Below are 6,697 nucleotides of genomic sequence, written 5' to 3'. Positions count from 1 at the left end.
ACGATAATCATCACTTATCGTTAGTACGGAATCAACAGAGTAGGGCAGTCGCGTCGGAGGGCGGCATGCATGGCTAAAGGCATCACCCAAGCGCAGGTGGACACCGCTGCAGACGCCCTCGTCGTCGCCGGCGAACGGCCGACGGTGGAGCGGATCCGTGCCTTCCTCGGCACCGGTTCGCCCAACACGGTGACGAGGATGCTGGAGATCTGGTGGCAATCGCTGGGCACCCGCTTGACCGCCCAGCAGGCGAGGGTTGTACTGCCCGGCGTGCCAGATTCGGTGGCCGTCCTGACGACCCAGTTATGGGATACCGCCCTCGAAGCAGCGCAGGCCGAAGCAAGCCGCTCCTGTTCCGCCCTGATGGAAGCCGCCACCGTCCGAGCGACCCAACTCGAGGCCGATCGCCAGGCGCTGGATGACCGCGCTCAGGCACTGGAGAACGCTGCCCGGACGGCGGATCAGGCTAGGCTACTGGCGGAAGCCCGGCAGGCCGAGGCGCAGCAACTGGTGCGGCATCAGGCTGCCCAAATCGAGGATCTGACGCGGGAACGCAATGCGGCGCGCCTGCGCATTGAGGCCCTGGAGCGCGACCGCACCGAACTCGCGGAACGGCTGGCCCGCCACGTCGATGAAGCGTCCGCGGAGCGCAAGGCGCTTGCACGGCATACGCGAGCCGTCGAAGATCGTGCGCATCAGGAAGTCGATCGTGCTCGCCAGGACGTCAAGGCCCTTCAGGGCCAGTTGGCCCGGCGAGAGCAGGACTGGCGTCAGACCGAGCATCGACTCGGTGAGGTCCGGGATCAGGCGATGCGGGAGGCCGCGTCTCAGCAACAGGAGGCGGCCGCGCAGCGCGCACGTGCCGATGCGCTGGAGCAGCAATTGCGCCGATTGGAAGACGCCACACTCCGAATCGCCCCCAAGTCGCTGGCCGCCCGTGCCCGAAGTAGCCGAGCCATCAAGCCGAAAGCCTCGCCCAGAGGAAAAGTCTGATGAATACGACGCCGCCACCAATGCGCCGGGTTGTGCGTCTTGCCTCACTGGCGCACCTTGATGCGGTGCGGCATTGTTTCCTGCGGCCGGCAGCCGTGGTGCACACATTCCTGATGCTGTGACACACGATGAGCGCACATGCATGACATGGTTTACCGCGGCAGACACCCGGGACTCGAACCGCAGTCGACTGCAGGGCAACTTTTCGTAGCGTTCAAGAAGGCACAGGGCATGCTGTCGTCGGCGCCAGCGGCTGGCCAGCCTAGTGGCCAGAGCCTAGACTGACCCAAGCCCGCCGGCGCGGTGGCTGCGATCCGCCAACTGCTGGGAAAGTTCGGGCGTATTGTTGGTGGTTGTTCGTTCGTTAGGGTGTTTTCTTGGTGGACGTACGAATCGCGGGCAATTGTTGGTCGGCAAATGGGCGTTTGTAGGCTGGCGCTGGGGCATTTCCTCGGAGGCAATCACCAATGCGCTGGGATGTGCGGCTCGTCTTGAGTCAAGTCGCCCCGAAAAGCGGTGTGCGTCGCGCCCGGGTGGGAAACCGCTGACGTGCCAGAGGCACGCCTCGAAGGCTTGAACTGGCGTGGCTCGACACTGCCGCTGCCATCGGCGTTCTCATTACTGGCCGTGCCGGCGCGGCTCGGGGTGTGGAATCAGTCGCAACTAGGAGCGTTGCTTCAGCGGCGGTTGACCGCCGCCAGCCCGCAGTATTTGGGCTGGGGCGCATTGGCCAGGCTCGGTACGCTTGAGCGCGTCAGTCGCGCCTTGAATCGTCGCCCGGAGTCCGTGCGCCTAGGCGCCGAACTGGTGCGGTGGTGGCCCTCCGCCTTGCAGCCACTGCAATCGCGCGCCGATGACCCAACGACCTTCGAACGCCTTCGCTTTTGCCGCGCTTGTTTATTGCGTGGCGACCACTCACCCGTGTTCCAGTTGCCGTGGTGGACCGGGTGCCCCGTGCACGAGGAACCATTGTACGAGGGCTGCCCGCATTGCCACGCGCCGATTCCCGCGGGCTTGCCACACGCTACCCCCTCGAATTGGCTGCAGTGTCCGCACTGCCGCGCCGAGCTGAGCGACCGCGCGCTGCTGGCACACCTGCATGCAGCTCCCAGCCGCAAGAACGATGGACGCTGGTGGCAGGTGCTGGCCAGATACCGCCGATGGCTGGCTGCAACACAAACAGTGGCGTGGATGTTGCCATGGAGAGTAGAGGGAGACGGATCATTCGAGGAGGTGGCCTGCCTTGCAGTGCGCCACCTCGTGAAGTGTGTGGCACCTCCGGCGGAACTCACGCGTCACCTGCCGACGATTACGCTGACCAGTGCAAGCGCGCGAGCGTGGTCGCGGACATTTGTGGAACGCCCGTCTGCGCCGAACGTACGCGAACTGGGCTTTACTTCGCCCAAGGCGATGATCAATGCCAGCCGAAAATTTTACGCCGCATTGCCCATCACAGAAGCATGCCGCCGTGCGCTGATTAAGGCCGAACGCCATCTTCGACGACAATTGCGCGTTCCCCTGATCGGCCACGGTTCTCCGCGCGCGATTCCCGATGCCGTATTGTATGACTGGCGTGGGCCACGCACGTTGGCAGTGCTTGCATTCCGTCTCCTGACCGGTTTGGCACAAACCGACCGGGTGCAGGGCGTGGCCTATCTGGATCTTCGTGCGGTGGAGCTGTTGCTCGAAGCGCCAGTGGAGATTGCGCAAATCGCATTAGCGAAGTGGACCGGCGTGGATTTGCGGCACCTGCGCGCATGGCCGCAGGATATGACGACGTTGCAAATCGAACCAAGATGGATGTTGCGCGCGCGGGGTCCAGCCCCCGAAGTTCGGCGCGAGCCGCAGCCTCGCGGCGCCTTTGGTTGGCTCTACGAGCGCATGATCCTCGAGGCTTGGCAGGACTTGGCGCTGGAATGCTTCTCACGCGCTCGGCCGGGTGGAGTGCTGGCATGGACCATCGGTTCGACGTTGCGCATTCGTTCGCCGCGCATGCGCAATGTCTACGTGCCGCTTGAAGCCAAACTCGACGCTGCGGCGGTAGCGAACGAACTCACCCACCCGCTGTTGGAGCATGCTAACGTCGATCGGTGCCGTCCACGTGGGTGGGCGATAGCGATCATGCAGGTGACTGGTGGGGACCCAGCCACCTACGTCGCCCTGCTTGGTCGCTCGGCGCCGCGCCCCTTTGCGCCGCCCTGCGCGCAGTCGTTCAACGCGCACTGGACTTGGCCGGACGAAATGGCGACGGATGACACTTCACGGAGGTCTCCGGCGACGGCATGAACAGCTCGGAACGCTTGCGTTTGCCGTTCTTCCGGCACCCGTGGCCGTACCCCTCCGCGGTGTGCCTGCTATCCAATATCGCGCGGCTCCGCGTACTTGAGCGCCAACAGCTCGCGGCGTTGTGGCTGACGGGACCGTCCGCGAAACAGTTCGCGAACCAGTTGGACGGCATGCGGTATTGGGTGACGGACGAGCGCATCGGCGTCTCGCTGCGACTGACGGCATTAGAAGTGCGGCTGGCCTTTGACCCCACTCATTGGTGGCCAGAGGCGCTTCGCGCGCTTGCGACACCCTTCGCCGATCCACTTCGGTTCTGTCCAGCGTGTCTGGAGCAGGGCTATCACACCCACCTGTTCCAGTTGCCCTGGTGGCAGCAGTGTCCGGTCCACGACCTCGACCTGATCAGCGAGTGCCCAAGTTGCGGCGGCTCCCTGGCGGGCCTAGGGCTGCGCGCGCGGCCAAAATTCGCCTTGCATTGCAGCCACTGCGATCGAGACTTCGTGAATACTGGCGCACTGGTCGATGCGGCGAGAAGCCTCATCGTGGAACGGTGGCACACCGTCGTCGGTGCGCACCGCAGATGGGCTTCTGCGGTTTCAAAGGCTTTCGTGGTCGCACCCACGCTGGTGACGCCTTACTGCGAGATCGCGGCGCAGTCCGTCATCGAATGGATCCAAGCATCTGGAGTGCCTTGGCCGATCGAAATTCGACAGTTCGTCAGCGAGTTGTCGACGCGCCCGGGAGGCCTGAGGGTCCGTCTGCCTGCGCCAAAAGAAGAGGATGTGGAAGCCCTTGAACGTCTCAGTGCCACCATTGCGCACTCGACCATTCTGGACGTGAATGACCTTCAAGTCTTTCCCGCGATAGATCGCATACTCGGCAAGTCCCTTGCGCGGACCGAACGCCGACTACAATGGATCAACAATCCCGCACATCGCTTTCGTCAGCGTCAGAAGCTCAACAACGACAGCCAAGTCTGCGCGTTGAAGGAGGTGGAAGAGTCGGAAGCCGCCATGATGCGGGATCGCGGCTATCGGCTTCGGTGTGCTGAGCTTGCACTGACTGAGGACCATTCGTTAGCCATGATTGGACGGCGAGGGGATCATCTACTCGGTTTGGCGGCCTTTCGCTTGCTATGCCATGTCAGGTCGGCATTAGCCGACTTCGAGTCGACGGCCGTTCCTTCGACCACGAAGGACGTTTTGGAGTGGTGGTGCGCGCACCTGATGACGATGGTCCTGATCGATGGCACCGCGGCGGCGATTCATCTCGTCGCATTTCCCGTAAACGGAACGACGCAACTTCCAGGCTGGCCACCAGTCGATTTGAGCCGCCACCTGCCGGGGCATGCGTGGGTCTTGGCGGCCACGCGAGGCAAGGAAGGGCTGGTCGCTCATCTTGAGTCAGTACCACTGGCATCGACAATGAGGCCAGATACGGAACGAGCTTGTGAACTCCAGCGCAATGTCGGTTCGCGATTGCTGACCTTTCAGAAGTTCTCTGACAAGCCGGCCGCGGACCGAATCCGATAGGGCAGTTTCAGGTGATTTCGCATCCGATATGGAAAAATCAGCTGCCAGATGAATCTGTCATGACTTCAGTGAGATAGCGGGAAACGGGGCGAATTCAGGAGTCCGCCTGGGGCGAAATCAGGTGGGCAACCACAAAATTTGCTTTCAAGTCACTGATCGTAAAGGCATATTCTGCCTCACCGCCTAGGTACTGACATAATATGTATTATGCGAAATTTAAGGCTCGCCCCGTCGTTCCCCTTCAGGCCGGCATGAGGCTCCGGTACGCTGTTCATTGAAAAGAATTTAGGAGCACCAAGGCAGAAATACTGCATTTCGAGGTAGACAAATCTGGCTTCCCATGTGCCCATGCAGAGTTGTTTGAGTATCGATTCACGTGCGGCAGAACTTTTTGCCTATTGGTTTGCAGTGACCACAGCACGCGACGGCCCGGCTATGCCCAATCTCCGCGAGTTCGGCCCGGTCCCGTTCCAAGGCCTCAATTCGCGCCCGTACCGAATTGCGCTCCTTGGCCAGATCTTTCGAATAGCGCCTGACGATCGACCTCGAGCTGGGCAGCTCGGGCTGCGCTCGCCTCCATCTGGGCGGAACAGGATTGGCTTGCTTCGGTCTGCGCCGCTTCGAGGGCGGCATCCCACAACTACGTCACTAAGACGGCCACCGACTGAGGGACCCCAGGCAGCGTGACCCTCGCCTGCTGAGCGGTCAAGCGGGCGCCCAGCGACTGCCACCGCTTTTCGAGCATGGGGGTCACAGTGTTCGGGGAGACAGTACCGAGGAACGCATGGATCCGATCGACGGTGGGCCGTTCGCCGGCGGAGACGAGCGCGTCCGCAGCGGTGTCGACCTGCGCCTGGGTGATGCCTTCAAGCTGACTGGGGTTGTGGTTGCCGTCAGCGGGCGTCTCTGGGCATAGCTTTGGACTTGGTGGCTTTGGCGCGTTGGGAACGGGAGGTCGGTGACTTGGGGGCGATTCGGAGTGTTGCGTCTTCCAACCGGCGCAATTGCTGTTCCAGGGCTTCGGCGCGTGCCCGTTGTGCGGCCGCGTCCTGCTGATGCGACGTCGCGTCCCGCATCGCCTGTTCTCGGACCTCGCCCAGTTGGCGTTCGCGCTGGCGCCATGCCTGCTCGCGTTTGGCCAGTTCGGCTTGCAGCGCTTTGGCTTCCTGGCGGGCACGATCGACTTCCAGGTGCGCCCGATCTTCCACACCACGCGCATGGTGGGCGAGTGACTCGCGCTCGGCGGCCGCTTCGTCCACCTGCCGGGTCAGTCGTTCGGACAGTTCGGTGCGATCGCGTTCCAGCGCCTCGACCCGCCCGCGTGCTGCAGCGCGTTCCCGGGTCAGATCTTCGATTTGAGCGGTTTGATGCTGGACGAGCTGCTGCGCCTCGGCCAGCCGCGCGTCCGCCAGTATCCGGGCCTGGTCCGCGACGTGGGTCGCATGCTGCAGGGCTTGGGCGCGGTCGTCTAAGGCCTGTCGGTCGGCCTCGAGTTGGGTCGTCTGGGCGGCGATGTCCTCCCTTTGGGCCGAGCACGCCTGGGCTGCTTCGGCCTGCGCCGCTTCGAGGGCGGCATCCCACAACTGCGTTGCCAGGACGGCCACCGACTCAGGGACCCCGGGCAACGCGACCCTCGCCTGCTGCGCGGTCAAGCGGGCGCCCAGCGATTGCCACCACGTTTCGAGCATGCGGGTCACGGTGTTCGGGGAACCAGTGCCGAGGAACGCGCGGATCCGATCGACGGTGGGTCGTTCGCCGGCGATGACGAGCGCGTCGGCCGCGGTGTCGACCTGTGCCTGGGTGATGCCTTTGGCCATGCATGCCGCCCTCCGACGCGGCCGCCCTACTCTGTTGATTCCATACTAACGATAAGTGATGATTATCGT

At 63.2% G+C, this 6,697-nt stretch carries 6 protein-coding genes; 4 read left to right on the top strand and 2 right to left on the bottom strand.

Annotation, left to right across the window (positions count from 1 at the left end; translation table 11 throughout):
- Nucleotides 1-69 precede the first annotated feature (69 nt).
- From ACT53R_RS19550 to ACT53R_RS19535, 4 genes are all read left to right on the top strand, one after another.
- Nucleotides 70-993 (top strand): DNA-binding protein, encoded by a 924-nt coding sequence (locus ACT53R_RS19550; protein ID WP_476173590.1) that lies wholly within the window; start codon nt 70-72, stop codon nt 991-993.
- Nucleotides 993-1,115 carry a hypothetical protein gene (locus ACT53R_RS19545; protein WP_476173589.1) on the top strand — a complete coding sequence of 41 codons (123 nt, stop codon included), beginning with the start codon at nt 993-995 and terminating at the stop codon, nt 1,113-1,115. Before ACT53R_RS19550 ends, ACT53R_RS19545 begins: the two co-directional genes overlap by 1 nt.
- Before the next feature lie 427 nt (nt 1,116-1,542).
- Nucleotides 1,543-3,279 carry a hypothetical protein gene (locus tag ACT53R_RS19540; protein ID WP_476173588.1) on the top strand — a complete coding sequence of 579 codons (1,737 nt, stop codon included), beginning with the start codon at nt 1,543-1,545 and terminating at the stop codon, nt 3,277-3,279.
- A complete protein-coding gene (locus tag ACT53R_RS19535; RefSeq protein WP_476173587.1) occupies nt 3,276-4,811 on the top strand; it encodes a hypothetical protein in 1,536 nt (511 codons plus the stop codon). The genes ACT53R_RS19540 and ACT53R_RS19535 overlap by 4 nt, the downstream gene beginning before the upstream one ends.
- A 640-nt stretch (nt 4,812-5,451) precedes the next feature.
- On the opposite strand, the gene ACT53R_RS19530 is transcribed toward ACT53R_RS19535, so the two are convergent.
- Both ACT53R_RS19530 and ACT53R_RS19525 read right to left on the bottom strand, forming a co-directional pair.
- The gene (locus tag ACT53R_RS19530; protein WP_476173591.1) at nt 5,452-5,673 is read right to left on the bottom strand and encodes a DNA-binding protein; all 222 of its coding nucleotides are present in this window, start codon (nt 5,671-5,673) and stop codon (nt 5,452-5,454) included.
- A 31-nt stretch (nt 5,674-5,704) separates the two neighbouring features.
- Nucleotides 5,705-6,628 (bottom strand): DNA-binding protein, encoded by a 924-nt coding sequence (locus ACT53R_RS19525; protein WP_476173586.1) that lies wholly within the window; start codon nt 6,626-6,628, stop codon nt 5,705-5,707.
- Between the last annotated feature and the right edge of the window lie 69 nt (nt 6,629-6,697).

This window comes from Lysobacter sp. DMC104, from assembly GCF_056313665.1.
The sequence above is the reverse complement of the archived record's forward strand: the minus strand, read 5'-3'. Positions and strand labels throughout refer to the sequence as shown.

Bases quoted from the DNA above. Each gene is read 5' to 3' on its own strand.
- ACT53R_RS19525 (WP_476173586.1), bottom strand. From the start codon at position 6,628: ATGGCCAAAGGCATCACCCAGGCACAGGTCGACACCGCGGCCGACGCG.
- ACT53R_RS19550 (WP_476173590.1), top strand. From the start codon at position 70: ATGGCTAAAGGCATCACCCAAGCGCAGGTGGACACCGCTGCAGACGCC.
- ACT53R_RS19535 (WP_476173587.1), top strand. From the start codon at position 3,276: ATGAACAGCTCGGAACGCTTGCGTTTGCCGTTCTTCCGGCACCCGTGG.
- ACT53R_RS19545 (WP_476173589.1), top strand. From the start codon at position 993: ATGAATACGACGCCGCCACCAATGCGCCGGGTTGTGCGTCTTGCCTCA.